Origin of the sequence: Cohnella rhizoplanae, from assembly GCF_948329515.1 — a bacterium.
Lineage (GTDB): Bacteria > Bacillota > Bacilli > Paenibacillales > Paenibacillaceae > Cohnella > Cohnella rhizoplanae.
Window position 1 is genome coordinate 19,708 of sequence record NZ_CAOJCN010000033.1, and the last position, 26,343, is coordinate 46,050.

The window sequence follows — 26,343 nt, forward strand, 5'->3', positions numbered from 1 at the left end:
TCGTCGCGCTGTTTTTGTTCTCGCTGGCGGTCATCACTTATGACAGCATGCCTTACTTCGCCTTCTCCGTTTATCGCCCGCTGGCGATGTTCCCCATGTTCGCCGCTTCGCTGCTGCTGTTTTTCACCGACTTCAAGTTCCGCCGGGGAGACGTGCCGCTCCTGCTGTTCGCCGCGTACAGCATCGGCAATTCGCTGATCGCTTCAAGCGGCGGAGACACGGGCGCGAGCCTCAAGCACGCGATTACGCTGCTCTTCGGCATCTCGATGTACCGGGTGTCGCTGTACATCGCCGAGCAGTCGAGATCCGATCCCGCGCTGCGGCGGCAGATCGCCGTGTACCTGCTGATCGGCTTCGTGCCGCCGCTCGCCGCGGGCCTGCTCCAGCTGCTGGACGCCTACTTCGTCCGCAGCGGCTTCTCCGGGATCATCACCGGGCTCTTCTCGGAAAAGGTGTACAAGGGACGCATCCAGATGCTGTCGGGGGAGCCGTCCTGGGGCGGCATCCATCTGCTGAGCGGCGGACTGCTGCTGCTCTATCTGTACAAGGAAGGCTACAAGAAAGTGACGGCCGTGCCGCTGATCGGCTGCGCCGTGCTGCTCGTGCTTTCCTTCTCGGCTTACGCCTACAGCGTGCTTCTGACGGCGCTGCTCGTCTACGTCCTGATCGCGAACAAGTATCGCGGCCGCATGCTGCTCGCGCTCGGCGCGATCGGCCTGATCATCGTCTTCGGCGTTCCTTTTCTGCTCGAGACGCTCAAGGTCAGCGGCTACTTCACGGACCGTTTTCAATTCGATTTTCCGCACCTGCTCCGGGCGGACAATTCCTTTTTCATCCGCGTCATTTTCCCGGCGATCGGCTTCATGGAGTTCTGGCACCATCCGATCTTCGGCGTCGGGGGCGGATTCTATTACCGGGAGTTTGCGGATCTGCTGGTCGGGCATTTCGATTACGGCATGAAGTTCACCGAGGTCGCGAACCTGGTGAACGACCATCCGGAGATGGCCACCTCGCGCAACATGTGGTCCAAGCTGTTCGCCGAGGAAGGGCTGATCGGCGCGCTGCTGTTCATCGGATTCATGGCTGCGGCCTTGCGGAGCTCGCGCCGCCATCCTTACGCCCAGTTCGCGTTCGCGTTATGCGTTTCGCTCGTCATGAATTTCGATTCCTATTCCTTCGTGAACTTCTGGCTGCTGATCGGTTGGATCCGGGGCGGATTTTTTGAAGGAAGGACGGCCGCCCGGACGGCAGAGTGGGATACGCAGAACGATAGGGAGTTGAGACGTACCGCATGAAAATCGTCATCATCAACAGTTTATACGCGCCGCACATGATCGGCGGCGCGGAGATATCGACGCAAATCCTCGCGGAGACATTGTCGTCCGTGGCGGACGTGCACGTGCTGACGCTCGGCGGGCACAAGCGCGCCGAGGGCATCCGCGAGGAGCGGATCGCCGGCGTCACCGTGCACCGCATGCCGCACGGGAGCCTGTACTGGATCGGGGACGCGCGGCGCCGCGGCGTGCTCATGCGCACGGCCCGCAGGCTGACCGACCTGTACAACCCGCGGATGATCGAAGCGGTGCGCGAGCGCCTGGCTGCGATCGGACCGGACCTGATCCACACGCAGAACCTGTCCGGGTTCGGCGCCGGCATCTGGTCGGCGGTCTCGGGGACGGACGTGCCGATCGTGCACACGCTCCGCGATTATTCGCTGCTGTCGCCGGTCAGCTCGCCGATCAAGAACGCGCTGCTGGCCCGTCTGTACGCTTTGACGTCTAGCGGCTACAGCAGGCGGGTGTCGGCGGTCGTCGGCATCTCGTCGCACATTCTGAAGCGCCATACGGACGCGGGGCTGTTCCCCGGCGCCGCGAGGAAGGTCATCCCGAACGCGGTGGAGGGCGGGATTGCGGCGAGCGACAAGGACTTCGACCGGAAGCCGCTGCGCATCGGCTACTTCGGGCGGATCGAGCCGGAGAAGGGCGTGCGCGAGCTGGTCGAGGCGGCGATGTCGCTGCCGCCGGACATCGTCGAGCGCGTCGTGGTCTGCGGCGAAGGAAGCGCCCGGGCGAAGCTGGCCGAGAGCTGCCGGGGCGACGGCCGCTTCGTATTTCCGGGCAAAGTCAAGCCCGCGGAGGCGCGCCGCATGATGGCCGAGGTCGACGTGAACTTCGTCCCCTCGGTGTGGGAGGAGCCGTTCGGCCGGGTCATCATCGAGTCGTACCAGGTCGGCACGCCGGTGTACGCCACCGACGTAGGCGGCATCCCGGACGCGGTGTACGACCCGGAGGAGTTCCTGTTCCCGCCGGGCAGCGCGGCCGCCATCCGGGCCAAGATCCTCTCGTACCACTCGCTGCCCGGCGCCGACAAGCGGCGCATCCAGGCGGCCTGCCTCAAGCACTGCCGGGGCTTCACGCAGGCGGCGCTGCTCGAGCGGCATCTGGCGCTCTACGACGAGACGCTGTCGGGCGGCGAGTACGCGGCGGTCAGGCCCGCGGTCGGGCAGGTGCATTAGATGAGCGAGCCGACCGTGTACATGTGGCCCAAGACGAGCCCGCACAACAAATATACCGAGCTGCTCGCCCGGTCGCTGGAGCGGCGCGGACTGCGCGTCGAGCACTATACCAAGGGCTCGCAGTTCAAGCCGCGCAGAGGCGACATCGTCCATATTCACTGGCCGAGCTACACGTACCATTCCAACTTGTTCGCGGCGAAGGTCGCGAAGTCATTGTTTTTCCTGGCGCTGCTCGGCTGGTACAAGCTGCTGGGCGTCCGCCTCTACTGGACGATCCACAACATCTGGCCGCATGACGGCCGCAACCGCTGGGACGCCTTCGTGCGGAGACGGCTGCTGGGTCTGTGCGACGCGGCGTTCGCGCTGAGCGAGGCCGTGAAGCGCGAGGCGGCCGACACCTTCGGCGTCCCCGAGGACAAGATCGCGGTGACGCCGCACGGCCACTACGAGGGCGCCTACCCGAGCCGCGGCGCCGATATCCGCGCCAGGTTCGGCATCCCGGCGGACAAGTTCCTGTTCCTGTTCGTCGGACGCATCAACCCGTACAAGGGCGTGGAGCGGCTCGTCGCGGCTTACCGGTCGCTGGCCTCCGAGGATGCCGCCCTGCTGATCGCGGGACAGGCTGACGCGGGCTACGATCTCGGCTTCGTCCGCGAGGCGCAGGATGCGCCGGGCGGCGGGACGATCAAGCTGCATCCGAGCTTCGTGGACGACGGCGAGCTCGCGGACTATCTGCTCGCGGCAGACGCGGTCGCGCTGCCCTACAAGCAGATCGCGACGAGCGGGAGCGCGATCCTGGCGCTGACCTTCAAAAAGCCGGTCGTCGCGCCGCGGCTCGGCGCGCTCGGCGAATACGTGTCCGCGGGCTGCGGCGTTCTGTACGATCCCGCGGACGAGGACGGACTGCGCAAGGCGCTACGCGAAGTAATGAACACGGACCGGCGCGAGACGGAGAGACGGATCGACGGCAAGCTCCGGGAGCTGGACTGGGACCGGATCGCAGATCGCATGCTCGCCGTATACGCCGGCCGGATACCGCAAGAGGTGAACGCATGAGAGCAACGGTAGCCATATGCACGCACAACCGGGCCGAGGACCTGCGGGAGGCGCTGCTGAGCCTGCTGCGGCAGCGGCACGATTCGTTCGAGGTGGTCGTGGTGGACAACGGCTCCACCGATACAACGGCCCAGACCGTAATGGAATTCGAGCGGATGGTCAGCTTCCCGGTCCGCTATATTTTCGAGGAGCGGCTCGGCCTCTCCGTCGCCCGCAACCGGGCGATCCGCGAGTCGACGGGCGAGTACGTGCTGTTCCTGGACGACGACGCGGTCGCGTCCGACGATTGGATCGGCGGCATCGTCGCGCTGTTCGATCGGGACGACCGGATCGGCGTCGTGGGCGGCAGGATCGACCCGGCCTGGGAAGGAGGGGCGCCGGCCTGGCTGTCCCCCGAGAACCGCACGCTGTACACGATCCTCGACTACGCGGATCAGATCGTGGAGATGAAGCGCCCCCATATCCCGTTCGGCGCGAACGTGGCGTTCCGCCGCCAGGCGCTGGACATGAACGCGCTGTTCCGCGAGGACCTGGGCCGCGTCGGGAGCAACCTCCTCTCGAGCGAGGAGGCCGAGCTGATCGAGCGCATCCGTGCGAGATACACGGTCTATTACACCCCGCACGCGTCGGTGCTGCACAAGATTCCGCGCAGCCGGATCAGCCGCAAGTGGCTGCTGCGGCGCATTTACTGGCAGGGCGTCAGCAGCGCGGTCAGCTCCAAGAGCAAGCTGCCGCTTTTCGCCAAGTCGATGCTGAAGGTGCCGGTGTTCGTGCTGCTGTCGCTGCCGGTGCTGTACGACAGGCGGCGCGTGTTCCGCAACGTCAGCCGGATCGCTTATAACAACGGGCAGATCAGCGGCGTGCTGGGCACGTACGAATGAGGCGCCTGAGCCGCCTCTGGAGCGGCGGCGGCGTGCTCGCCGCGATCATGAAGACGAGCGCCGCCAACCTGATCATCGTGCTGCTCGGCACCGTCACCTCGATCGTGACGGCGCGCATGTTCGGCGTAGCGGGCAAGGGAGAGTTTTCCGCCATCCTGTTCTGGTCGACCTTGCTGGCCGGCGTGCTGAGCTTCGGGCTGCCGACGTCCCTGATCTTCAACCGGCGGACCCATCCCGCGCACGGTCCGGCGTACGTCAGAGCCGGATTCCTGTTCCAGCTGCCGATCTGCCTGATCGCGGGCACGGTCGCCTGGATCTGCATGCCCGCCTGGCTCGGCAATTACGGCGACCACATCGTAGCCATCGCCCGGTGGTACACGGTGTTCACGCTGCCGCTGCTGCTGGCGGTCAACCTGCTGTCGGCGCTCGCGCAGAGCATGGAGAACTTCGGGCTGTACAACGGCATTAGACTCTACGTGCCGCTGAGCAATCTGGCCGGACTCCTGGCGCTGTGGGCTTGGGGATCCTTAAGCCAATTTTCGTCGGCGTTGATGTTCCTCGTCACGAGCCTATGCGTCGTCTGCTGGGCGCTGTACCGGCTGAGGCGGGAGCTGGCGGTCGGCTGGTTCGGCAAAAAGGAAGAACAGGCGGATCGCGAAAAAGCACCGACGGCCATGAGCGGCGACGCGGCTGCGGCATCGGCCACAACCGGCACGATGTCCGAGAACCGCGGTCCGCTCCGGTCGCTGTTCGGCTACGGAGGCAGAGTGTACGGCGTCGAGCTGCTCGGCACGCTCTACACGCAGTGCGACAAGCTGATCATCCTGTCGCTGCTCGCGCCGAGGGAATTCGGCCTCTACACGGTCGTGTACACGCTGTCCCGCGTGTTCAACATCGTCCAGACGGCCATCTCGGGCGTCGTGTTCCCGAAGGTGACGGGGCTCGCGCCGGAAGAGATCGTCGCCAAGGTCAGCCGGGCGTTCCGGCTTTCCTTTCCGCTCATGCTCGCGGCGCTCGTCCCGGGCATGCTCGTCGGCCGCTGGCTGCTCGGCCTGCTCTACGGCGAGCCGTTCCTGGCGGCGGACACGGCGTTCTACCTGCTGTCCCTGGAATGCGTCGTCGGCGGCGGATCCTGGATTCTGGCCTCCTCCTTCAACGCGATGGGACGCCCCGGCCTGGTCGTCGTGCGGCAGGCGATCGCGCTGGCCCTCACGGTCGGCCTGTGCTTCGCGTTCGCGCCGGCGTACGGGCTGAACGGCATCGCGCTGGCGATGCTGATCGGCGCCTTTAGCCGGATCGTCATCTCGGTCGCGGCGATGAAGATCGTGTTCAAGGCGCCGGTCTCCGGCGTGCTGTTCGACAAGAGCGATTGGCGCTTCCTCGCGGGACGCCTGACCAGGACGGCGCAATCCCAATCCTGATCGAATAACGGAAGAATGGAAGAACGGAAGGACGGCATGGCGAGTATGCAGCTGCGCGGCAGAAGCATGAAGGAATATATAAGGTTCGGCTACCGGGTACTGCGCGGCGCGCTGTTCCGGCGGAAGACCGACGGCTGCGGCCGGCTGCTGCGGGTATGCGGCGCCGTGACGGTGTCCAAGGCGAGGCGGGCCCGGCTCTTGCTGGGCAGCCACGTCATCCTGTACCGGGATATCGGGCTCTTCCTGGACGCCGAGGGCGCCGTCGTCGAGATCGGCGACCATACGTTCCTGAACCGCAGGAGCGAGATCATGTGCAAGCGGCATGTCAAGATCGGCAGCCACTGCGCCATCTCGTGGGACGTGACGATCACGGATACCGACTACCATGCGCTGGAAGGGACGGAGACGACCCGGCCGGTCTCGATCGGGGACCGGGTGTGGATCGGCAGCCGGGCCACGATCCTAAAGGGCGTCACGATCGGCGAAGGCGCCGTCGTCGCCGCGGGGGCGGTCGTCTCGAAGGACGTGCCGCCGCGCGCCCTCGTGGCCGGCGTCCCGGCGCGGATCGTCCGCGAGAACGTGAGCTGGTCCCTATGAGGACAGCTACGCAAGATACAAGCGCGAAGGAGACTAACCGATGAAAATCGCGACCATGCCGGCTCACCCCATGGATGAGCTGAAAAACCGGCTGAGGCTGATATTGAACGTCATTCCGCCCGGCTCGAACATCATTTATATCGACTACCCCGTATACGCCAACGGCGGCGACATGCTGATCATGAAGGGGACGGAAGCCTTCTTCAAGGATAACGGCATCCGCGTCCGGGCGCGGTACAGCACGGTGGACTTCCCGCACGGGCTCGCCGTGCCGAAGGACCACATCCTCGTGCTGCAGGGCGGCGGCAACTTCGGCGATCTGTACCCCGTGCACCAGAAGCTGCGCGAGCGGGTCGTCGCCAGCTATCCGAAGCACCGCGTCGTCATCCTGCCGCAGACGATCTATTACAAGGATCCGCGCGAGCTCGACCGGACGGCGGACATCCTGAACCGTCACGGCGACGTGCATCTCTACGTGCGGGATACATTGTCGCTGGAGCTGGCGCGCGGCAAGTTCGGACGCTGCGGCGTCTACCTGTCGCCGGACATGGCGCATCAGCTGTGGCCGATCCGCGGGAACGCCGAGCCGGAGCGGGAGCTGCTCCGCTTTCTCCGCACCGACGTCGAGAAGACGGCCGGGCAGGAGCGGCTGGCGGAGGACGGCGCGTCCGGCGACGAGATGGACTGGGCGACGCTGTTCAGCCGTACGGAGCAGCGGTCGATCCGCGCGTTCGGCAAAGTGCTGCGCATCTCGGGCGGCAAGCTGCCGATGGGCAAGATCTGGAGCAGGTATACGGATCGGCTCGTGAACAAGACGATCGGCCGGTTCGCGCAGTACCGGACGGTGCAGACCTCGAGACTCCACGGGCACATCCTGTCCTGCCTCATGGACAAGCCCAACGTGCTGATCGACAACGCCTACGGAAAGAATGCCAACTACTACCGCACCTGGACCCAGAGCATCTCATCCGCCAAGCTGCTGTCTGCGCCGGCGGACCAGCAGAACGGAGGGACGGCATGAAGATCGTTCTCTTGTCGGGCGGCTCGGGCAAGCGGCTGTGGCCGCTGTCCAACGACTCCCGCTCCAAGCAGTTCCTGAAGGTGCTGCAGGACCCGCAGGGCCGGCCGGAGTCGATGATCCAGCGCGTATGGCGCCAGCTCGGCGACGCCGGACTGCAGGACCATGCCTACGTGGCGACGGGCAAGTCCCAGGTCGAGATCCTGTACGGCCAGCTCGGCAGCGACGTCCGCCTGATCGCGGAGCCGTCGCGCCGGGACACCTTTCCGGCCATCGCGCTGGCGGCGACGTACCTGTACGCCATGGAGGGCGTGAGCCTCTCCGAGACGGTGGTCGTCATGCCGGTCGACCCGTACGTCGACGGCCGCTTCTTCACGGAGCTCGCGCGGCTCGAGGAGGCGCTGGACGCTTCCGGCGCGGATCTCGCGCTCGTCGGCGTGCAGCCGACCTACCCTTCCGAGAAATACGGCTATATCGTGCTGGGATCGGACGAGGCCGCCGAAGACCGAGGGGGATCGTACCTGACCGTCCGCGGCTTCCGCGAGAAACCGGCCCAGGCGGACGCCGAGGCGATGATCGCGGACGGCGCGCTGTGGAACTGCGGCGTGTTCGCGTTCAAGCTCAACTTCCTCATCAACATCCTGATCGCCCACGAGCTGCCGATCCAGTACGAGGAGATGGCGAAGCGCTACGGCACGCTGCCGCAGATCAGCTTTGACTACGAGGTCGTCGAGAAGGCGAACCGGATCGCGGCGGTCCGCTACGACGGGAGCTGGAAAGATCTCGGCACCTGGAACACGCTTACCGAGGAGATCGAAGCGCCGCTGACCGGCAAAGGCATGATCTCGGCGCAGACGCGGGGCTCCCACGTCATCAACGAGCTGGACGTGCCGATCGCCGTGCTCGGTCTGTCGGACGTCATCGTGGCGGCGAGCCCGGACGGCATCCTCGTGGCGGACAAGGCGCTGAGCCCTATGGTCAAGGACCTGCTGAAGTCCTCGGAGCAGCGCCCGATGTACGAGGAGCGGCGCTGGGGACGGTATCGCGTGCTCGACTACGCGGTCTTCCCGGACGGCCGGGAGGTGCTGACCAAGCGGATCTTCATCGCCGCGGGCCGCAACCTGAGCTATCAATACCACAGCCTGCGGGACGAAGTATGGACCGTGATGGCGGGCAGCGGCACCTTTGTATTAAACGGACGGATGTCGGCGATCGCCGCCGGCGACGTGCTGCGGATCCCCAAGGAGAGCATGCACAGCGTGCGGGCGGAGCTGGACCTCGAGATCATCGAAGTGCAGACGGGGACGCTCCTGATCGAGGAGGATATCGTCCGGCTGGAGCTGGATTGGGGAGAGATCGCGGAACTTTGCGAGACACAGGAGGGCTTCATTTGAAAATCGCGGTAATAGGCACCGGTTACGTCGGGCTCGTGTCGGGCATCTGCTACGCCGAGCTCGGTCACGAGGTCGTGTGCGTCGACAAGGATCCGTACAAGATCGCCACGCTGCAGAGCGGGGGCATCCCGATCTACGAGCCCGGACTCGAGGCGCTGTCGCAAAAGGGCGTCGCGGCCGGACGGCTGCAATATACGCACGATCTGCGGGCAGCGGTCCGCGGCGCCGATCTGGTCGTCATCGCGGTCGGCACGCCGCCGCTGCCGAGCGGCCAGGCGGATCTCTCCTATATCGACGCGGCGGCCGCCGAGATCGCGGACGCGCTCGCGGGCTATGCGATCGTCGCGGTCAAGAGCACCGTGCCCGTCGGCACGAACGAGCGGGTGCGCGATCTGATCCGCGCGCGGACCGCCGTGCCGTTCGACAGCGTGTCGCTGCCCGAGTTCCTGCGCGAAGGCTCGGCCGTGCGCGATACGCTCGAGCCGGACCGGGTCGTCATCGGCGCGGACGCCCCGGCTGCGGCCGAGCGGATCGCCGAGCTGCACCGGCCGCTCACGCGGAACATCATGGTGACGGACATCCGCAGCGCGGAGATGCTCAAGTACGCGTCCAACGCGTTTCTCGCGACCAAGATCTCCTTCATCAACGAGATCGCCAACATCTGCGAGAAGGTCGGCGCGGACGTCACCGAGGTCGCCGCCGGCATGGGCTTCGACCGCAGGATCGGCCCGGCGTTCCTCGGCGCGGGCATCGGCTACGGCGGCTCGTGCTTCCCCAAGGACACGCGGGCGCTCATCCAGATCGCCGGCCACGTTGAGTACGAGTTCAAGCTGCTGCGCTCGGTCGTCGAGGTGAACCAGGACCAGCGCATGCGCATCGTGCGCAAGTTGGAGACGATCTTCGGCGGCGAGCTCCGGGGCAAGACGGTCGCGGTATGGGGGCTGTCGTTCAAGCCCGACACGGACGACGTCCGCGAATCGCCGGCGCTCGAGATCATGCGGCATCTGGTCGACGCCGGCGTGCGAGTGAGGGCCTATGATCCGATCGCGACGCCGGCCTTCCGCAGCCTGTTCGGCGACGGGGGCGTCGTCTGGTGCGACGGGGCGCTCGAAGCCGCGAGCGGCGCGGACGCCCTGTGCCTCCTGACCGAGTGGCAGGAGTTCGCGCGTACCGATCTGCGGCAGCTGCAGGAGACGCTGCGCCAGCCGATCCTGATCGACGGGCGCAACGTGTTCAAGGAAGCGGACCTCGCCGGCACGGCGTTCGTCTACTATTCGATCGGCCGCCCGAGCTTGAACCAGGGCGTCAGAGAGGAGATGCCGATCCTCCCCTTCTAGCGGGAGGTCCGGCAGGAGCTTGTCATCATGAAAAGAAAAACGGCCTGGCTCCTGACCTATGGTCTGCTGATCGTACTGCTGCCCGCGCACTCGCACGGGGACAGTCCGGCCGGCTATGTCATCGAGGTCGACGACCTCGCGGATTGGACGCAGACTTTCTCGCATTCCGGCAAGCTCGCCCTGCGCACCGTCGCCGGCAACGCGGCGGATCCGACCCGCCTCGCGGGCAGCGGAGCGGGGGGCGAATCCCTCGTCTACCGGGCGGAGGAATTGCTCCGGTCGTTCTCGGTCCGCACCTACGGACAGGCGGACGGCAAGACGGACGGACTGAAGTTCCTCGTCTCCGCGGACGGCAAGACGTACCGGAGCGTGACGCCCGACGTGCACGAGACGCCCGGCAAGCCTTCGGCCGTCACGTACGCGTCGAGAGGCTTCCCGGTCGGCACGAGGTATCTGAAGATCGTGTTCGAGGGCGGCGACGCGGCGGCATCGCCCGAGATCGGCGAAGTGGCGCTGAACGGGAGCGCCCGCGCGCCGGCCAGCAAGCCGTCGGGACCGGTGCTCTACGGCAGCATGATCCTGCTGAATCCGGATAAAGCCGGCGATACCGTCTACTACACGACGGACGGCAGCGATCCGCGCACGTCGAAGACGCGCAAGACGTACGGCGCGCCGATCCCGATCGAGCGCGAGACGGTGCTGAAGACGGCGTCCGGCGGGGGCGCGTCCGCGATCGCTGCGGTGTCCACGTATACGTACTCGCCGTACCCGCTCGCCGCGCCGCCGCCCGGGATCGACGATCCGCTGGAGGGTTTCGCGCTGACGGAGACGCGCGCCAACGTATATGCGGCACAGGACAATCCGAACTACTACGGAGGCGACGGGAACCGGGCGGTCCGCGCTACGCTGTCGCCGGGACTGCTCGTCTACCGCGCCGAGTACGACATGACCTCGTTCGCCGTGCGAAGCTACTATTTTGCGGGCCTGCCGCTCGAGAAGCTGAAGTTCTACGTCTCTCCGGACGGCAAGCAGTACAGCGAGGTCGCCGCCGACGCTTATCCCTCGGGCTATCCCGTGAACAACTGGCAGCCTTACGCTTACGAGAACATGGCCCTGCCCAAGGGCACGCGCTATCTCAAGGTCGAGCTGCTCGGCAAGAACAAATCCTGGACGCCGCAGGTGTCCGAGCTCGAGATCAACCTGAACACGGCGTCGGTCACGCTGGCGACGTCCAAGACGTCCGGCGGCATGCAGGCCGCGCTCGACACGGCGACGTCCGGCGCCCGCATCTACTATCGGCTGAACAAGGGCGCCGATTATGTGCCGTATACCGTGCCGATCAAGCTGAAGGGCTACAACCAGCTGGAAGCCTATGCGGTCAGGGACGGTCTCCAGCCGAGTCCGATCCGGAGCTATTCGGTGAATGCCAGCGACGACGTGCAGCTCGACCGGTTCGGCCAGATGGAGGTGGCGAGCTTCGCGGGCAAGGTGACGTCGGAGGCCCAGCTCGCGGCGGACCTGCTGGCGGACGCCGCTTACTACGGCGGCCTGCAGGCGCCGTCCGGCCGCGACGATTACGGCGGAATGGCCGGCAGCAAGGACAAGTACGGCCTCAAGGCGACCGGATTTTTCGCGATCCAGCGGATCAGGGGACGGCCGGTCATGACGACGCCCGCGGGCAACGCGTACTTCAGCCTCGCGGTCAACGGGGTGACGGCCAACGAGACGTATTCCCTCGTCAAGGGACGGGAGACCAAGTACGAGTCCGTGCCGCCTTACGCCGGCGAGTACAAGCCCGCCTATACCGGGACCGACAGCTTCTCTTTTTTCGTGGCCAACAAGTACCGCAAGACCGGCGTCTTCCCGTCCGAGCACGATATCTACATGGAGGCGATCGGCAGGCTGCAAAAGTGGGGCTTCAACGGCATCGGCGGCTTCTCGCCCGAGAAGTACGGCGAAGAAGGATTGTTCCCATACACCCGTATGCTGCCGCTGGAGGGGATCGCCGGGGCCAAGATCGACGGCCTGTCGATCTTCGACATCTACGCGCCTGGCGTGGAGACCAAGCTGGACCAGGCGTTCGCGCAGGCGGTGGCCCCGCACGAGGACGATCCGATGCTCGTCGGCTACTTCGTCGGCAATGAATACGACTTTCACAGGTTCTATCAGGTCGTGCCTAACCTGAAGGCGAGCAAGGCGGCCATCAAGGGCAAGCTGGTCGAGCGGCTCAAGGCGAAGTACGGCACGGTCGCGGCGTTCAACAAGGCGTGGAAAACGAACTTCGTCTCGCTCGACAGCCTGAAAGAGGCCAAGCTGCCGCTGAATACGAAGGAAGCCTGGGCGGATATGAACGCGCTGTTCGCGGACTATCTCGACCGGTTCTACGGTACGGTGTCGCGGTTGTACCGCAAGTACGACGCCAACCACCTGCTGCTCGGCGACCGCTGGACCGTGACGGCCTTCCGCGACGACAAGATCCGCGGCATGCTCGCCGCGGCGGAGGGCAAGTACGCGGACGTGATCAGCCTCAACTACTACTCTTCCAAGATCGAGACGGAATTGCTGAAGGATCTGTACGCCAAATCCGGCAAGCCGATCCTTATGAGCGAATTCGGCTACGGCACGGCGGAGCAGGGACTCGAGCAGCTCATCAAAAACACGGCGGCGAACCAGACGCAGCGCGGCCAGCGGTACCGGAACTACGTGGAGGGCGTCGCGGCGCTGCCGTACGTCGTCGGGGCCAACGTGTTCAACTACGTGGACCAGGCGGGGCTCGGCCGGTACTGGCAGGGACAGTGGGGCGAGCACTACAACTCGGGTCTCGTCAACGTCGCGGACCGTCCGTACAAGGACTACGTCGCCGCGGCCAAGAAGACGAACGACGACATCTACAAGGTCATGTTCGGCGAACGGGCCAAGTTTTTCTTCGATTTCGGCAAGAAGTAGGGCGCCGTAAGGCGAAGGATCGGCAAGAACGAAAGGCCTAGCAAGAAAGAAAGGTCCGCAATACGGTTCCCAGTCGATAAGGAGGCGCCGAGAATGGTCGACGCGCAAGGCAACAATCTGGTATTCCTGCTCTGCACGCCGCGGAGCGGCAGCTCCCTGGCCACGGTCATGCTGCAAAATCACAGCAGGCTGTTCGCCGCGCAGGAGATGTGGTTCCTGATGAGCCTGCTCGACCTGAAGGCGCCCCAGCGGCGGGCCTACGGGGGCGGACCGATCCTCGAGCGGTTCTTCGGCGGCGTGCTGCCGGACGAAGCGTTCGAGAAGGCTTGCCGGGCGTTCGCGGTCGAAGCCTACAACGGCCTGCTGCGAGGCGGCGGGGGTGCGGACATGATCGTCGACAAGTCGCCGAGATACTACTACCTGCTCGAGTTCATCGACGCGCTGTTCCCGCGGTCCCGTCGCATCTGGCTCGTCCGCAATCCGCTGGCGGTGCTCGCCTCGTACAAGAAGCTCGGCGCCTCCCGCGGCGGCGCGGCGGATCTGGCAGGCATGCTGGAGGGCGCCGCGTTCGACATCAAGGCCGCGGATCTCACGATCGGGCTGATGCGCTACATGCGGTACTTCGCGAAGCCCGACCCGCTCGCGTACCGGCTTCGCTATGAGGCGCTCGTCGCCGACCCGCGCGGGGAGCTGGAGGGCGTATGCCGGTTCCTCGGCACGGCTTACGAGGAAGGAATGGAGCGCTACGGCGAGCGCATGGGAACGGCGAAGTCCGAGCTGTACTTCAGCATGGGCGTCGGGGATCCGAACGTCGCGGACCATGCGGCGCCGCACACGGACGCCGTCGACGCCTGGAAGGAGACGCTCACGAAGCGCGAGGCGGAGCTGTACGTCCGCCTGCTCGGGGCCGAGACCTTCGAGGCGCTCGGCTACGGCGAGGCGCTGGCGGAGGTCGAGCGCTGGACGGGCGTCCGCTTCGGGCGGGAGCCGGACGGGGCGATGCTGAAGCTGCGGGAGCGGCAGCTGGCGGAGGCGACCGGTTGCCGCTGGGAGCCGGAATATGCGATGCGCAGCGGGGGCGCTGGCGGAGCAGGCGGCGTTCTAGGCGTCAGCGGCGCTACCGGCGTCAGCGGCGCTCCGAGCGCCAGCGCCGCCCCGGCGGTCGCGGCCGACGATCAGGTGCGCCAGCTGCAGATGACCGTCCGCGCGCTGGAGATGCGCCTCGAATCCGGCATCCGGGAGCAGCGTTATCTCCGCGCGCAGCTCGGGGCGATGAAGCGCAAGGCCGACTGGCTCAAGTCGGCGATCCCCTTCGGCAAGCGGCTGTCCCGGTTCGCGTCGGCCTACATGACCGGCGGAGGCAAGAAGTGAGCGCGCTGGCGGGGATCGTCCGGTTCGACGGCCTGGAAGCTTCGGCGGCGGACGGCGAAGCGATGATGGACGCGATGAACGGGTATGTCGCGGACGACGCGCGAACGTGGCGCGGCGGACCGGCGTTCCTCGGTTGCCGCATCCGCTGGATCACGCCGGAGTCGGTGGGGGAGCGGATGCCGGACGGCGATGCCGGCGGCATGACCGGCGGACTGCGGATCGCCGCGGACGCCATCCTCGACAACCGGGGCGAGCTGTTCGACCGGCTCGAGGTGCCCGCGGGCAGGCGCTCGGCGATGACGGACAGCGAGCTCATCCTGCTCGCCTACCGCAGATGGGGGCGGCTCGCGCCGTCGCATCTGATCGGCGACTTCGCCTTCATGATCTGGGACGCGGACCGCCGGGAGCTGTTCGGCGCGCGGGACCTGTTCGGCAGCCGGTCGCTCTATTATCACATCGGCGCCGGACGGCTCGCCTTCGCCACGACGATGGCGCCGCTGCTGGCGCTGCCGGACACGGGGCGCCGGCTGGACGAGGCGTGGCTCGCCGAGTTCATGGCGATCCCGGAGATGTTCGAGTCCACCGACGCCGGCGCCACGCCTTACCTGGGCGTCCGGCAGGTGCCGGCGGGCCACGCGATCGTCTTCGCGGACGGCCGTGCCCGCCTCGAAGCCTACGGCACGATCGAGCCGGCCGAGCCGCTGCGGCTGAAGTCGGACGGCGAGTACGAGGAAGCGATGCGCGACGTGTTCGGCGAGGCGGTGCGCTGCCGGACGCGCACGCACCGCGAGGTGGCGGCGACGCTGAGCGGCGGACTCGACTCGGGCGCGGTCGCGGGCTTCGCGGCGCAGGCGCTGCGGCAGGAGGGCAAGACGCTGCAGGCTTACAGCAGCGTGCCGGCCAGCGGGTTCGCGGACTGGACGCCTGGCCATGCGGCCGCGGACGAGCGGCCCTTCATCGCCGCGACGGTCCGGCACGTCGGCAACATCGAGGAATCCTACATGGACTTCGACGGCATCAGCCCGTTCACCGAGGTCGACGCGTGGATCGACCTGCTCGAGTCGCCTTATAAATTCTTTGAAAATTCGTATTGGCTGAAGGGCATTCACGAGCGGGCCGGCGAACGGGGAGCGGGCATACTGCTCACCGGCGCGCGGGGCAACTTCACCGTCTCGTGGGGACCGGCCCTCGACTACTACGCGCAGCTGCTGAAGCGCATGAAATGGATGCGGCTGTCGCGGGAACTCCGGATGTTCGGCGCCAACAAGGGCATCGGCAGACGGCGCCTGCTGCAGGCGCTCGGCAAGCTGGCCTATCCGGCGCTGGCGGGCCGCTCGCGGGGCGGCGAGGAGCCGGATCTGCCGGCGATGCTCATCCACCCCGACTTCGCGGCGCGCATGGACGTATTCGCTAGGCTCCGCGGCGGGCAGGGCGGCCGAGGCGGGAGCGGCGCAGGCGGGCGAAGTCAAGGACGCGGCGGTTCTGCGGCCGACCCGTTCGCGCTGCGCAGGGACAAGCTCTCGAGCCTGGCCGCGGCCAACAAGAACGGCGCGACCGCGACCAAGCTGTCCCTGCGGTACGGCGTCTGGGAGCGGGACCCGACCAGCGATCTGCGGGTCGTGCGCTTCTGCCTCGCGGTACCCGTCGAGCAGTACGTGCGGGACGGGATGGACCGCGCGCTGATCCGCCGGGCGACCAAGGCCGTGCTGCCCGACGAGGTGCGGCTCAACCAGCGGGTGCGGGGCGTCCAGGGTGCCGATTGGATCCATCGCTCCGCGCCGATGTGGCCGCGCCTGCTCGACGAGCTGCGCCGGCTGTGCAGCGACTCGGCCGTCGCCGGCTATCTCCACGTCGACCGAATCCGCGCCGCCGCGGAAGGGATCGGGCGGGAGCCGCGGCCCGAGCTCGCTTTTCACCCGGAGATGAGACTCCTGCTGCGCAGCGTGATTCTGTACAGATTCATCAAGCGGCATGCCTGACACGATCCGACGCTTGAAAGGAGGTGAACGCAAATGGCAAAGCAACAATGGCAAACTCCCGAGCTCGAAACGCTGAACGTCAGCGAAACGATGTACGGCAAAGGCATGACCAACATCGACTTCGTTACGACGGAAGACATGGACATCTACACCCCGAGCTGACTCGGAGCTCTAGCGTTGCCCAAGCGTCCTTATACAGTCCCGAACGGGCTGTATAAGGACTTCTTTATTCATGAGTTTGAGTGATACGCGTTACCTTGATCGATCGTTTGAGGAGAATCCGGCCATCGAACCCGCAAGTAAGCACGTAATTCCCTTATTGAAGAAAGCAACCGCGCTAGCGGTCGAAATAAATATTTTAGCGGTAAAGGAGCGACTAACGATGATCGATGCGGCATTGGCAGAACGCACGGCTGCGACGGTGCACCGGGCCTTCGGCCTCGATATCGCGAGCCGGATCCCGCTGCCCGAGCTGCCGTTGACCGGCGGCGGCGCAGCGGCAGGCGCGGCAGATATAACGATCGACGCGGGCGAGCCGGGGCCGCTGCGGGAGGAGCTCGAAGCGACGGGCAGCAATTTCTCGCTGACGCGCGGCCGCGGACGATTCCTGTTCCTCATCCCGGAGACGGCCGTCTATTGCATCGACGAAGGGCGCAGGATCACGGTCGCGCCGCTGCCCGGGGCCGACCCGGAGAAGGTGCGCGTCTACCTGCTCGGCACATGCCTCGGCGCGCTGCTGCTCCTCCGCGGGCTGCTTCCGCTGCACGGCAGCGCGGTCGTCATCGGCGGCCGGGCGTACGCCTTCGTCGGCGACTCGGGCGCCGGCAAGTCGACGCTCGCCGCGGCGCTCGTCGGGATGGGGCATCGCCTCGTCAGCGACGACGTCGTGGCGGTCGCCGCAGGCGAGGGCGGCCGTCCAGTCGTCATGCCGGCCTATCCGCAGCAGAAGCTGTGGCAGGAGAGCCTCGACGGGCTCGGTCTCCAGGGCGCGCAGTACCGTCCCATCTACCGGGAGACGGAGAAGTTCGCCGTCCCGGTGGCGGACCGGTTCGGCGCCGAGCCGGTGCCGCTGGCCGGCGTGTTCGAGCTGGCGCGTTCGGATCGGGACGCGATCGCGATCGGCGAGCTGCCCGCGCTGGAGCGGCTGCGCGTCATGCTGCAGCATACGTACCGGCAAGCGCTGATTCCGAGGCTCGGCCTCGTCGACTGGCATTTCCATGCCGCATCGGACATCGCTTCCCGCATCGCCGTCGGCCGGTTATCGCGGCCTTCGGCAGGATTTACGGCGCGCGGGCTCGCGCAGGCCGTCATTCGTTTCGACCAAGGAGGAGAACAACGATGATGAACGCTAGCTTCACGGACCACGCGGATACAGAGCAGATCGTCGTCAGGGCGGCAGGCAACATGGTGAGCGACATGAACGGCGAGAAGGTCATGTTCAGCACGCAATCGGGCAAATATTACAATCTGGGCCGCATCGGCGGCCGGATCTGGGAGCTCATCGCCGAGCCGGTCGGCATCGGGCAGGTGGTCGACGCGCTCGCCGCCGAGTACGAGGTCGAGCGGGCTACGTGCGAACGGGAGGTCGGCGCGTTCCTCCGGCATATGTATCGGGAGTCGTTGATCGAGGTGCGTCCATCCTGATGCGGGGCTTAAGGGCGTTCTTGGCTTGGCCCGCGGCGCGCAGGCGGTTAATGCTGGAAGCGCTCTTCTACCTGGCATGGGCGCGCATTCTGAAGGCGATCCCGTTCAACCGGCTCGCGCCGGCGCTCGGGCGGCCGATGCGGGAGACGCCGCATGTGCACGACCTGCCCGCGGAGCGCGTCGTGCGCAGCATCTCGGAGGCGGTGCGGGTCATGAGCCGCCATACGTTCTGGGAGAGCCAATGTCTCGTCCAGGCGCTCGCGGCCAAGAAAATGCTCGAGCGCCGCAGCATGGACAGCACGCTGTACCTCGGCACCGCCAAGGACAAGCAGGGCAACCTCATCGCGCACGCCTGGCTCCGCAGCGGTCCGGTCTATCTGACGGGCGCCGGGGAGCGGCGATTGTTCACGACGGTGGCGGTATTCGGCACGGACTATTCGACTGAGAAGATTGAAGGTGCGAAGCATGAACCCAACCTACGAGCTTGATATGACCGCTTTTCCCTGGGAGCTGACCGCGATGCTCGAGGCGCTGCGGAGCGAAGCGGCGCCGGAGGAGGCGCCGGAAGCGCGGCAGGACGCTCCGCTGCCGAACATCGATTGGAATCAATTCGTGAAGCTGGTCCGCCATCATCGCGTCTATCCGCAGATCCGCGCGGACTCGGACGGCGCCGGCTTGATTCCGTCCGATGTCCTGCAAGCGCTGAGCGGGGACTATCGGCAGAATACGTGGCGTATGCTCCGGCTCAGCGGCGAGCTGGACCGCGTGAGCAGGTCGCTGGCGGATCGCGGCGTTCGTTCGCTGACGCTGAAGGGACCGGCGCTGGCCCGGCAGCTGTACGGGGACATCTCGCTGCGGACGTCCAAGGATCTCGATATTCTGATCCCCGTCGGCGATCTGGAGAAGGCAGAGGGCCTGCTCCAAGAGCTCGGCTACCGGGCGGACGGCCCGATCCCGCGCGGTCTGGGCGATTGGAAGTGGAAAATCCATCACGTCTCCTTCACGAATCCCGCGACGGGCATCCAGGTGGAGGTGCACTGGCGGCTGAACGGCGACATCGGCAAGGAGCCGTCGTTCGAGGCGCTCTGGCGCGACCGGCAAGCCTGCGCGCTCTCGGAAGGCCTCTATATGCCGGGAGACGCGCACCTGTTCATGTATCTGGTGACGCACGGCGCGCGCCACGGCTGGTTCAGGCTCCGCTGGCTCGCCGATATCGACCGGATGATGCGGCGCAGCCTGGATTGGGGCGCGATCGTCCCGCTGCTGCGGCGCTACCATGCGCTGGACCAGGCGAGCCAGGCGATCGTGCTGTCCTCGGCGCTGCTGCATACGCCGGTCCCGGCGTCCATGCGCAGGATCCTCGAGCGCGGCCGCGGGCGAGTATTGGCGGACCGCGCGCTCGGCTTCATCCGAGACGCCGTCGTGCTGACCACGGACCCGAGCGCGGGAGAGGTGTCGAAGGCGTACAAGCGATACTTGTTCGAGCTGAAGACGACGCGGCAAAAGTGGCGCTACGCGATCAGCCGGCTCTACCCGAGCTTCAGGGACGCGAAGGCGCTGCCGCTGCCGCGGCCCCTGTACTTTCTTTATTTTCCGCTGCGCCCGTTCGTATGGCTGTGGAGACAGGTTCGTCAGCAAACGTGAGAGCGAGGGACCCGGATGTCGGAACTTAGGTACTATCTGAACAGGCTGCGCGGCTATGCGGGCATGCGGCTGTACGCGCAGCTCATCGCGATGGTCGCGCTCGGACTGTTCGACGGCATCGGCATCTACATGCTCGTGCCGATGCTCGGCGTGCTCGGCCTCCTGGGCGCCGATGCGGGCGCCGGCAGCATCCCGCTCGCTGGGGAATGGCTCGAGGCGCTGCGCGGCCTGCCGGCGGACTATGCGCTGCCCGTTCTGCTCGCGGCGTTCGTGCTGATCATGACCGTGCAGGCGCTGCTCCAGCGCGAGCAGAGCATCCGCAGCGCTCGGCTGCAGCAGGGATTCGTGCGTCACCTGAGGCTGAGCCTCTACGAGGGCCTGATGCGCTCGAACTGGATTTTTTTCGTCAGGCGGCGCCGGTCCGACTTCCACCATCTGCTCACCTCGGAGCTCGCGCGGGTCAGCCAGGCGACTTATCTGATGCTGCAGCTCGTATCCTCGCTGATCTTCACGGTCATCCAGATCGGCATCGCCTTCTGGCTGTCGGCCAAGCTAACGGCGGTGGTGCTCGTCTGCGGCGCGGCGATCGCGCTCGTCATGCGGCGCCGGATCCGGCGGGCCAAGGATGTCGGCAACCGGACCAGCGAGCTGTCCATGCATTACTTCGCGGGCATCAACGACCATTTTAACGGGATCAAGGATATCAAGAGTAACCGGCTTGAAGCGTCCTACCTCGACTGGTTCCGAAGGCTGACCGGGCGGATGGAAGCCAACTTCGGCGAGTTCGCCCGGCTGCAGGCGACGACGGCGAGCCTGTACAAGATCGCGTCCGCGGCGCTGATCGCGCTGTTCGCGTATCTGGCGATCGAGACGCTCCATGTAGGCGCGGCCCAACTGCTGCTCATCGTGGTCCTATTCGCGCGGCTATGGCCCCGGTTCACCGCGATCCAGTCCGGCGCGGAACAGATTGGCTCCTCGATCCCCGCGCTGCGCAGCCTGCGGCAGCTGGAGCGCGATTGCGCGCAAGCTCGCGAGTCTGGCGATGGAGACGATGCGGCTGCTGCGACGATGGCAGCGACGACGGCAGCAGCGCCGTTGGCGGTCGCGCCGTGGGCGGCCGCGCCATCGGTAGAGCGAGCCGAGGAATCGGATGGCCTCCAGGTAGAGTCCGGCATCGAGTGCAGGCATGTGTACTTCCGTTATGGCGACGAAGACGAGGGCGCCTATGCGCTGCGCGACGTGTGCCTCAAGATCCCGGCAGGCAAGATGACGGCGATCGTGGGGAAGTCCGGCGCGGGCAAGAGCACGCTCGTCGATCTGCTCATGGGACTGCTCGAGCCGGAGCGCGGGACGGTGCTCATCGACGGCGAGCCGGCGCTGCGGGAACGGCGTCTCGCGCTGCGGCATGCGGTGAGCTATGTCGCGCAGGACCCGTTCCTGTTCCATGACAGCATCCGCCACAATCTGCTGGCGGTCCGTCCGGACGCGGACGAGGAGGCGCTGTGGACCGCGCTGCGATTCTCCGCATCGGAGGACTTCGTGCGTCGATTGCCCGAGGGGCTGGACACCGTGGTCGGTGACCGCGGGATCCGCCTGTCGGGCGGAGAGCGGCAGCGGCTCGTGCTGGCCCGGGCGATCCTCCGCAAGCCGTCGATCCTCGTGCTGGACGAGGCGACGAGCGCGCTCGACGCGGACAACGAGGCGCGCATCCAGGAGGCGATCGACCGGCTGAAGGGGAAGATGACGATCATCGTCATCGCGCACCGGTTGTCGACGATCCGCGGCGCGGATCAAGTCATTGTCATGGAGCAGGGCGAGGCGATCGTGCGGGATGGCGATAGCCGGACTGCCTGGCAGGATCAAGAGCGGACAGACATGGATACGGAAAAGACGGCTGGCGCAGGCGTCCGTTGAGTAGGGGAGCCGTGCCTGGACCGATCATAGGAGGAATTCCAATGAACCTACACGAAGCGATGGGATCGGACGGTATGGCAGGTCGAGCAGTAGGACAGACGGGCGGAACACGGGCGGCAGGTGCCGTAGAAGCGCAGCGAGGCGCGAACACCGCGGCAGCCGTGATGTGGCAGCGTTCGGGTATCGGGCGCGCGGATCGGGAGCGGCGGCACGGCCATGCGAGCCGCGTGCTCTGGTTCACGGGGCTGCCCGGCTCGGGCAAATCCACGCTCGCATTTGCGCTGGAGCGAGAGCTGCACGAGCGCGGCGTCAGCTGCGTCGTGCTGGATGGGGACAATATGCGGCACGGACTGTGCCGCGAGCTTGGCTTCTCGGAGGCAGACAGGCGGGAGAACATCCGCAGAGTCGGCGAGGTCGCCAAGCTGTTCATGGAGAACGGGACGGTCGTGCTCGCCGCGCTCGTGTCGCCAGGCGCCGAGGACCGGCGGATGGTGAGAGAGATGTTCGAGGCGGAGGACTTCGCGGAGGTGTACGTGAACTGTCCGCTGGAAGAGTGCGAACGAAGGGATCCCAAGGGCATGTACAAAAAGGCTAGAAGCGGCCTCATTCCCAGCTTCACGGGCATCGGCGCTCCGTACGACGTGCCCGAACAGCCCGAGCTGACGGTCGATACGCATAGCAGGACGGAGACCGATTCCGTCGCCGACTTGATCGGTTATCTCGAAGCCAGCGGCGTTCTCGTCGGCAGACCGGGCGAAGCCTGGGTGATCTAAGTTTGAAAGGAGAGGAACGCTATGTCCGACAAAAAGAGCTGGCCGCGCCGCGTTTCGCTCATTCTCCTCTGCTGCGTCGTCATTGCCATTTTCAAACTATCCTCGCAGCCGTACAGCGCCCAGACGATCCAGCCGCTGCTGAATCGCACCCTATCCTTCGAGAAGGCGGAGCGGGTGCTGCCGGGCGTGGACATCCGGTACGACGGCAAGGAATACCGCCGCGACGTCAACCCGTACGGCATGATCGAGTTTCTGTTCCGCAAGGGCGCCCACCTGTTCGTGTACGGCGTGCTCGCGGCCGTGACCGCGCTCGCGCTGCGGCTGTTCCGCCTTCGTCCGGCGCCGGCCGCCGCGATATCGCTCGCGATCGTCGGGCTCGTCGCGGTCCTCGACGAGTGGAATCAGCGCTATTCGGCGGCACGCACGCCGACCTATCAGGACGTGCTCGTGGACCTGACCGGCGGCGCGTTAAGCCTCGCCCTCTGCTTCGGCGTCGCCGCGGTGTATCGGCGGCTCTGGAGCGACCGACGCGCATCCTAACGCATCTAATTGCAATGTCCCCTTATTAACATGAGCGATCCGCGATGCGCGGGTCGCTCTTTTTTGCGTTGTTCGGCCCATACGCCAACTTGAATTCGCCAGTTTCCTTAAAATGTTAAATATGATATAACGAGAGTAGCCTTTGTATGGGCTGAAGGAGGCAACCATGAAGCGATACGTCTCCATATTGCTGCTTTTAAGTTTTGCAGCCGTCGGACTCTTCTCCTTTCCGCCTGCCAAGGCATACGCCTGCAGCTGCGTCGCAAGAGATACCCAAGAGAAACTAGCTAACGCCGCAGCCGTCTTCGTCGGCGAAGTCGTCCACAAGGGCTTCCCCAGCTTCTTCCGATCCGGCCAAACGAGAGCCTATACCTTTGAGGTCAAGCAAGCTTGGAAGGGTGTCTCGACCAAACGCGTCACGATTCAAGCGCTCGACGGAGGCTCCGATTCATGCGGCACATCGTTCCATCGCAATCAATCCTACATCGTATTCGCTTACTATGATAAGAACCAGAAGCTGCAGACGAACCTATGCAGCGGCAATCTAAAGGCAACTACAGAAGAGTCCATCGCGATCCTGGGAAAGGCCTCGATGGAAGGCGACGATCTAAAAGGCGGCGCCCATGGCTTAGGCACGCCGTCGTTCAATCGCTTCCTATATATATCCGCATTATTACTCGTTGCCGCGGCTACCATAATGACCTGGAAAACGTATCGGCGAAAACGCCGGTCTTAATAAAGCGATCAGTTGTTTATCCAACTGATGCTATGGTATGTTTATACAAAAAACGTCCGCCGAAAGCATCGGGGACCGAGAAGTCGCATTTGACTTCTCGGTCCCTTTTTGCATGCTCGCAGGCACAAAAGGGAGATATCATGGATATCCATCTATCCAAGTATGACGAGGGGACGCTGGCTCTTCGATTCGACTACGACCGCGACACGATCGATCTCATCAAGACCCTGCCAGGCAGAAGGTGGGTGCCCGAGGCCATTGCGTGGACAGTGCCATATACGCTCGCGATGGCAGAACGGCTACTGCATGCTTTTCCGGATCGTTTGAACATCGAAGCAGGCTTGCGGGAGGAATGTTATCTATTTAAAACCAGCCAAAACGCGAGGAATCGCGCGCACGATCGATTGCTGCGTCAGCAGCTGCAGCTATGAGGATACAGCGTCAAGTCGATTCAGGCCTATTGCGGCCACGTCGGGCGATACCTGGATGCTTGCGCCGACCAGCTGCTGCTTAATCACGAAGGGCGTTTGAAGAAATATACGCTTGATCTGCTGGAGCTTAAGCGATCCCACGCTTATGTGAATCAAGCGATCAGCGCCATCAAATTTTACGAACAGCGCGTACTTCAAATGGAGAGCTCTGCACCCTACGTGAGACCCAGAAAAGAAAACAAACTTCCGAACGTACTCTCCTTAAGCGAAGTTAAACGGCTGCTTGGCGCGTTAACCAATCTTAAGCATCAGGCCTTATTGTTCATCACCTATTCCTCGGGCTTGCGCGTCGGCGAAGTCGTTCGAATACGGTTACAGGACTTTGATTACGAACGCCGAACATTATTAGTCAAGCAAGGAAAAGGCAGGAAAGATCGCCTGACCGTCCTGTCCGATAGCGCGCTCGAGATCGTCAAGCGATATATCCGGAAGGAAGCGTCCGACGCTTGGCTCTTTCCCGGCCAAAAGGGAGCCGGTCATCTCACCGAGCGATCCGCCCAAAAGGTATTCGAGCAGGCGCTAGCCGTCTCTGGCATCAAGAAAAAGGTAAGCATCCACGCGCTGCGCCATTCGTTCGCCACGCATCTGTTGGAAGGAGGCATTGACCTTCGCTATATTCAGGAGCTCCTCGGGCACCAAAGCTCTCGCACCACCGAACGCTACACCCACGTCAGCGTGAAGGATATCAGACGGATCAAGAGTCCGCTGGATATGGAGTAAGGGATTGGTTGGCGTACACAGATACACTGAATGGATGGTATTCATGAACTACGCAAATACATCAGAAAGAATTGTTTTATTGAAGTTCGTAGATAAGACGTTAGATGAAACCAGTGTGAAGCTTATCTAGAAAATGTCTTACCAATGAATAAGTAAAAATCCTCTTAGGGGGACAATAATGACATTAACACAACTATCCAACTATTTATTTTTAGGATCACTCGGGCTACTAATTATAACTCTACTTTTTAAAGGACTCGGGAATAGAGGGATGTCTGGTTTTATTGCAGATCCAAATTCAGGATCAGCGACAGATCTCCAATTAAATCATGACCATGAAAAAGTAATTAAAGAACAAGATAGTTTAATGAAATCGATTTTTAAATCATATTTGGTTTGGATTTCAATAATTGGAATAATAATATCAATAGTAATAACGATATAAATAAAAAATGGAATGATGAATGTATGTGTATCAGGATGACACTGGCTTCATCTAACAATGTATTCACGCTTCGGAACCTGCGGCCCCTTGGTCCGCCAGATGAATTTCGCGGGAGCAGATTCAGGCGGACACACCTGCGAGGCTAACTGCGCTGGCGCGCAGCCGGACCTTCGGTCCTTAAGCCTCTCGGCGTCGTGAATATGGGAACGTTAGGCGAAATTATTGTAAGACATGTCCATAAAAAAGTAGGAGACGTATATGGATGTTACACTTGATAGAATTAAGTTAGCCATTCAAAAAAATGGACAAGTTTCAGAAGTGCTTAGTAATAAAAATTATAAGTATCAAATAAGAAAAAAAGATGCAATTTACATATTAAAAAATGAAGCTAATGAATTTACTGTTGTTTATTTGAAGAAGGGATGCTTTGGTTGGGGAGTCAGAATGAAATTTGACCTAAACGGAATAAATTTTGACATAGTGCCGTCGGAGAAGATTACCAATCTATTGCTAAGTTTTGATACCAATACTCTAGTAATCAGTCGATGTGACATGGATGACTTTGATAAATTGCATGTGAATGGTCAGGAAACCATGAGGTTTGAAATAGCTGAATGTAACAAAGCCTTTAACTTTTTTATTGAAGATAAGAAAAAAGATAAAGTGGTCGAGGGATTTAATACATTTGGTCAAAAAACCTATATAAATAAACTTGAAATACAGAGTATTGAATTGGGTTAATGCTCTGGAGACAATAACTTCGCCTAACAATGTATTCACGCATCGGGCCGTCTTCGCCGACACTCGGTCCGCTAGATGGAATTCGCGGGAGCAGATTCAGGCGGACACACCTGCGAGGCTAACTGCGCTGGCGCGCAGCCGGACCTTCGGTCCTTAAGCCTCTCGGCGTCGTGAATATGG

24 protein-coding genes are annotated in these 26,343 nt (G+C 63.7%); all 24 read left to right on the forward strand.

The window, feature by feature from the left end; translation table 11 throughout:
• Positions 1-14: 14 nt before the first annotated feature.
• Positions 15-1,295, forward strand: a complete 1,281-nt coding sequence (locus PQG80_RS26805; RefSeq protein WP_271754835.1) for an O-antigen ligase family protein — start codon at positions 15-17, stop codon at positions 1,293-1,295.
• Positions 1,292-2,515 (forward strand): glycosyltransferase family 4 protein, encoded by a 1,224-nt coding sequence (locus PQG80_RS26810; protein ID WP_271754837.1) that lies wholly within the window; start codon positions 1,292-1,294, stop codon positions 2,513-2,515. The genes PQG80_RS26805 and PQG80_RS26810 overlap by 4 nt, the downstream gene beginning before the upstream one ends.
• Positions 2,516-3,571 (forward strand): glycosyltransferase, encoded by a 1,056-nt coding sequence (locus tag PQG80_RS26815; protein WP_271754839.1) that lies wholly within the window; start codon positions 2,516-2,518, stop codon positions 3,569-3,571.
• Positions 3,568-4,452: a glycosyltransferase gene (locus PQG80_RS26820; RefSeq protein ID WP_271754841.1), complete on the forward strand. Its 885-nt coding sequence runs from the start codon at positions 3,568-3,570 to the stop codon at positions 4,450-4,452. The genes PQG80_RS26815 and PQG80_RS26820 overlap by 4 nt, the downstream gene beginning before the upstream one ends.
• Entirely contained in the window at positions 4,449-5,873 is a 1,425-nt protein-coding gene (locus PQG80_RS26825) for a lipopolysaccharide biosynthesis protein (RefSeq protein WP_271754843.1), read from the forward strand. Before PQG80_RS26820 ends, PQG80_RS26825 begins: the two co-directional genes overlap by 4 nt.
• A 36-nt stretch (positions 5,874-5,909) precedes the next feature.
• On the forward strand, positions 5,910-6,470 hold the full coding sequence (locus PQG80_RS26830; RefSeq protein WP_271754845.1) for an acyltransferase: 561 nt from the start codon (positions 5,910-5,912) through the stop codon (positions 6,468-6,470).
• 40 nt (positions 6,471-6,510) lie between these two features.
• Complete coding sequence (locus PQG80_RS26835; RefSeq protein WP_271754847.1) at positions 6,511-7,491, forward strand: polysaccharide pyruvyl transferase family protein; 981 nt, start codon at positions 6,511-6,513, stop codon at positions 7,489-7,491.
• Complete coding sequence (locus PQG80_RS26840) at positions 7,488-8,882, forward strand: sugar phosphate nucleotidyltransferase (protein ID WP_271754849.1); 1,395 nt, start codon at positions 7,488-7,490, stop codon at positions 8,880-8,882. Before PQG80_RS26835 ends, PQG80_RS26840 begins: the two co-directional genes overlap by 4 nt.
• Positions 8,879-10,219 (forward strand): UDP-glucose dehydrogenase family protein, encoded by a 1,341-nt coding sequence (locus PQG80_RS26845; RefSeq protein WP_271754851.1) that lies wholly within the window; start codon positions 8,879-8,881, stop codon positions 10,217-10,219. Before PQG80_RS26840 ends, PQG80_RS26845 begins: the two co-directional genes overlap by 4 nt.
• Positions 10,220-10,246: 27 nt before the next feature.
• Positions 10,247-13,165 (forward strand): chitobiase/beta-hexosaminidase C-terminal domain-containing protein, encoded by a 2,919-nt coding sequence (locus PQG80_RS26850; protein WP_271754852.1) that lies wholly within the window; start codon positions 10,247-10,249, stop codon positions 13,163-13,165.
• Positions 13,166-13,258: 93 nt separating this feature from the next.
• A complete protein-coding gene (locus PQG80_RS26855) occupies positions 13,259-14,536 on the forward strand; it encodes a sulfotransferase family protein (RefSeq protein WP_271754854.1) in 1,278 nt (425 codons plus the stop codon).
• The gene (locus tag PQG80_RS26860; protein ID WP_271754856.1) at positions 14,533-16,515 is read left to right on the forward strand and encodes an asparagine synthase-related protein; all 1,983 of its coding nucleotides are present in this window, start codon (positions 14,533-14,535) and stop codon (positions 16,513-16,515) included. Before PQG80_RS26855 ends, PQG80_RS26860 begins: the two co-directional genes overlap by 4 nt.
• 33 nt (positions 16,516-16,548) lie before the next feature.
• A complete protein-coding gene (locus PQG80_RS26865) occupies positions 16,549-16,677 on the forward strand; it encodes a paeninodin family lasso peptide (protein ID WP_110468926.1) in 129 nt (42 codons plus the stop codon).
• Between the two features lie 220 nt (positions 16,678-16,897).
• Positions 16,898-17,857 (forward strand): HPr kinase/phosphorylase, encoded by a 960-nt coding sequence (locus PQG80_RS26870; protein ID WP_271754859.1) that lies wholly within the window; start codon positions 16,898-16,900, stop codon positions 17,855-17,857.
• Entirely contained in the window at positions 17,854-18,159 is a 306-nt protein-coding gene (locus PQG80_RS26875) for a lasso peptide biosynthesis PqqD family chaperone (RefSeq protein WP_271754860.1), read from the forward strand. Before PQG80_RS26870 ends, PQG80_RS26875 begins: the two co-directional genes overlap by 4 nt.
• A 50-nt stretch (positions 18,160-18,209) precedes the next feature.
• Entirely contained in the window at positions 18,210-18,647 is a 438-nt protein-coding gene (locus PQG80_RS26880) for a lasso peptide biosynthesis B2 protein (protein ID WP_271754862.1), read from the forward strand.
• Complete coding sequence (locus PQG80_RS26885; RefSeq protein WP_271754863.1) at positions 18,625-19,803, forward strand: nucleotidyltransferase domain-containing protein; 1,179 nt, start codon at positions 18,625-18,627, stop codon at positions 19,801-19,803. Before PQG80_RS26880 ends, PQG80_RS26885 begins: the two co-directional genes overlap by 23 nt.
• A gap of 15 nt (positions 19,804-19,818) precedes the next feature.
• Positions 19,819-21,717, forward strand: coding sequence for an ABC transporter ATP-binding protein (locus tag PQG80_RS26890; protein ID WP_271754865.1), 1,899 nt, complete (start codon positions 19,819-19,821; stop codon positions 21,715-21,717).
• Positions 21,718-21,881: 164 nt separating this feature from the next.
• Entirely contained in the window at positions 21,882-22,490 is a 609-nt protein-coding gene (gene cysC, locus PQG80_RS26895; RefSeq protein WP_271754876.1) for an adenylyl-sulfate kinase, read from the forward strand.
• Between the two features lie 21 nt (positions 22,491-22,511).
• Positions 22,512-23,030 (forward strand): VanZ family protein, encoded by a 519-nt coding sequence (locus PQG80_RS26900; RefSeq protein WP_271754867.1) that lies wholly within the window; start codon positions 22,512-22,514, stop codon positions 23,028-23,030.
• A 166-nt stretch (positions 23,031-23,196) separates the two neighbouring features.
• Positions 23,197-23,766 (forward strand): hypothetical protein, encoded by a 570-nt coding sequence (locus tag PQG80_RS26905; protein ID WP_271754869.1) that lies wholly within the window; start codon positions 23,197-23,199, stop codon positions 23,764-23,766.
• A gap of 140 nt (positions 23,767-23,906) precedes the next feature.
• Positions 23,907-24,197, forward strand: coding sequence for a hypothetical protein (locus PQG80_RS26910; RefSeq protein WP_271754871.1), 291 nt, complete (start codon positions 23,907-23,909; stop codon positions 24,195-24,197).
• A 96-nt stretch (positions 24,198-24,293) separates the two neighbouring features.
• Positions 24,294-24,977, forward strand: a complete 684-nt coding sequence (locus tag PQG80_RS26915) for a tyrosine-type recombinase/integrase (RefSeq protein ID WP_271754873.1) — start codon at positions 24,294-24,296, stop codon at positions 24,975-24,977.
• Between the two features lie 703 nt (positions 24,978-25,680).
• Positions 25,681-26,163, forward strand: coding sequence for a hypothetical protein (locus PQG80_RS26920; protein WP_271754874.1), 483 nt, complete (start codon positions 25,681-25,683; stop codon positions 26,161-26,163).
• Positions 26,164-26,343: the final 180 nt, after the last annotated feature.